Annotated in this window: 4 protein-coding genes; 2 read left to right on the top strand and 2 right to left on the bottom strand. The window is 40.4% G+C overall.

Annotated features, from left to right (window positions below; translation table 11 throughout):
- Positions 1-76: 76 nt before the first annotated feature.
- A complete protein-coding gene (locus tag AC1DRQ_RS30725; RefSeq protein WP_477429809.1) occupies positions 77-283 on the bottom strand; it encodes a hypothetical protein in 207 nt (68 codons plus the stop codon).
- Between the two features lie 21 nt (positions 284-304).
- Entirely contained in the window at positions 305-823 is a 519-nt protein-coding gene (locus tag AC1DRQ_RS30720) for a hypothetical protein (RefSeq protein ID WP_477429807.1), read from the bottom strand.
- 253 nt (positions 824-1,076) lie between these two features.
- Here AC1DRQ_RS30720 and AC1DRQ_RS30715 point away from each other — a divergent pair, with 253 nt between their 5' ends.
- Positions 1,077-1,571, top strand: a complete 495-nt coding sequence (locus tag AC1DRQ_RS30715; protein ID WP_477429805.1) for a DinB family protein — start codon at positions 1,077-1,079, stop codon at positions 1,569-1,571.
- Positions 1,572-1,807: 236 nt separating this feature from the next.
- Positions 1,808-2,146 (top strand): hypothetical protein, encoded by a 339-nt coding sequence (locus tag AC1DRQ_RS30710; RefSeq protein WP_477429803.1) that lies wholly within the window; start codon positions 1,808-1,810, stop codon positions 2,144-2,146.
- The last annotated feature ends 255 nt before the right edge of the window (positions 2,147-2,401 follow it).

The following is a 2,401-nucleotide window of genomic DNA, read 5'->3' as shown; positions in this document are numbered from 1 at the left end:
GAGCAAATCGGTGCTCTAAAGTGCACAGAATTGAATGGTCAGGCATTGCGGAACGTGAAGCTAAGGTTTCCCTGATCTAATTTTCGAGCGTTTCCCGTCGCGACCAGCATTCATCCATTGACCCACCTGTCGATTTTTCGCCCCTATGGCGCCAATCGCCGTTTACAAATGAATATTGAAAAGAGAGGGTTTTGCCCACGCTCTCAGGTGTTTTGGTAAAGAATGCTATATGCTCTGTGTACTTGCCATCACGGGCAGAATAGCTTCCTCCTCCGGCATTCATGAATTGTTTAGTTGTTACATTCTAGGCAATCCAATGAAAGCGTGTACCGGAAAGTACCTTCATAGTTCTTCTTGGAAAAAAAGGACTGGGCCGCTTACTTACCTTATCATTTGTATAATTCCCGGTAATTATCCATGCGCCCGTCAGTTCGCCCGACTTTCCGTCATCTACCCGGTTCCATGTTTCATTTGATCGGGTTAAAGTAAGTTTGCTTCCCGCTAAAGTAATTTCAGAACTCAGCTCTTTGCCCACTTGCTCAGGATCTATAGTATTCCATTCTATATGTTGGATCAGGTTATTGCCCTGAATACGCCAGGTGCCGCCATAGGAGCTTATAAATTTCTTTCCCGGAACGTCGTAGGTAGCAATAGAGAAAACCTTTGCTGTATTAATCATTACCGTTTGCTTTTCAGCCGGCCCATATTCCCAGGCACCTTTCAAATCATTGGCATCTATGCGTGTAATTTTTAAGGATGTAAAAACAGCAGCTACTGATACCGCCAGTAATGCGATGATCAGGAATTTAAGTTTGATTTTCATACCCATGTAGTTTAAGCGCTCTTTTACTCTTGATCTTTCCGGTAAGGAAGATTAATTATAAATTTAATATTTTAATTTTCAAAATGGTAAAAAAGGGTCCTCTCCTGTGAAAAGTGGAATGAAAAGCTATGCCATTGGGAGCAGCAGTCAATATTGTCGCAAACGCCCCACTAATTTGTCATAATAACACAGGTGTTTTAATCACTCCTTGTTATAGCTTTACAGAATAAACCGATAAACTTAACATACAGCTATGGAAACAAAAACAGCAAGCAGAAGAACGGAGGGGTTACTCACCTTGTTTGATATGCAGACCACTTTTTTTGCCCGTGCAATTGAAGGTATCTCTGAGGAAGATACCTATAACCGTTTAAATACCAAGGCAAATCACATTGCATGGCTCGCCGGGTCATTGGTGCAGCAGCGATTCTATATGACAAGGGAGACTCACCCTGAATTAAAACAGACCGGAGACGAGCTGTTCAAAGACAACAAAGGGATCCAGGACGATGCAAAGTATCCTGCTACCACCGAATATCTAAAGGATTGGGAAAAGATAAGTCCCATAGCCAAAGAGGTACTGGTAAGCGCAGACGACGAAAAGCTGGATAGTATAATTGATATGGGTTTTATGAAAATGACCTATTATGAGCTGCTATCATTTATGATCTATCGGGAAGCAAGTATAATAGGCCAGCTTGCCTTATGGCGCAGGTTGCTGAATTATCCTGCCCTGAAATATGATTAGGATGATAAGCTGATCATTTCGGGTTGGCATCAGGTAAATGGCACCGGACCTGTTGCAAAAGCTAAAGCTAATGGCCAGCACGCCAGATTTACACCTGTTACGGCTTTAATATACTGGTCATTGCTTTGGTGATAATGATTTAAAAGAAATTTCATTAAATACTTTGAAATACAAAGTACTTTTACTTATCTTCATATTTCAAAGTATTTAATGAATTCTCTTAAAAATCATTTATCATGACACCGACAAAGAATTTAACAACACAGCTAATTCATTCGTCTTCATTGGGTAAACTCATGTTGCTTGGCGCTGGGATTGCTTTAATCCTGATCACAATTTTTCTGCTTGGAGTTGGAGAGCCTAACCCGGCATGGGGAAAGCTATGGATGATTAGACCTTTAATTGTAGTCCCTTTAGCCGGTGCAATGGGTGGTATACTTTATTACCTCATGGATCATCTGCGCTATCAGGGCGGCTGGAAAAAGGCATTGGCTTATATATTGAGTTTGATTGGATACATCATTGCGCTATGGCTTGGTACTGTTTTGGGATTGGACGGCACGTTGTGGAATTGATCGGTATAACCGTTCAAAATGTGTGAGTTACAAGCCCGAATTTACGTTTTGAAAAGATTAAACAATCAATTCAGCATTAAATCTTGCTGCAATTATAACAACAAATAGAAAATTCGGTATTGATTTAAGAAGGTTTACCATAACTTCACATATCTTTGGACTCAAAATTTACAAACATATCTTCATGGCAAAGGCATCTGAAATTAAAGTAGGAAATATATTACGTTATAACGGCGAACTGGTAACCGTTACAGA

This window comes from Mucilaginibacter sp. P4_E8 (assembly GCF_056401495.1).
Note: the sequence above shows the minus strand (reverse complement) of the source record. Positions and strands in the feature narration are given on the sequence as shown.

Bases quoted from the DNA above. Each gene is read 5' to 3' on its own strand.
- AC1DRQ_RS30725 (WP_477429809.1), bottom strand. From the start codon at position 283: ATGAATGCCGGAGGAGGAAGCTATTCTGCCCGTGATGGCAAGTACACA.
- AC1DRQ_RS30720 (WP_477429807.1), bottom strand. From the start codon at position 823: ATGAAAATCAAACTTAAATTCCTGATCATCGCATTACTGGCGGTATCA.
- AC1DRQ_RS30715 (WP_477429805.1), top strand. From the start codon at position 1,077: ATGGAAACAAAAACAGCAAGCAGAAGAACGGAGGGGTTACTCACCTTG.
- AC1DRQ_RS30710 (WP_477429803.1), top strand. From the start codon at position 1,808: ATGACACCGACAAAGAATTTAACAACACAGCTAATTCATTCGTCTTCA.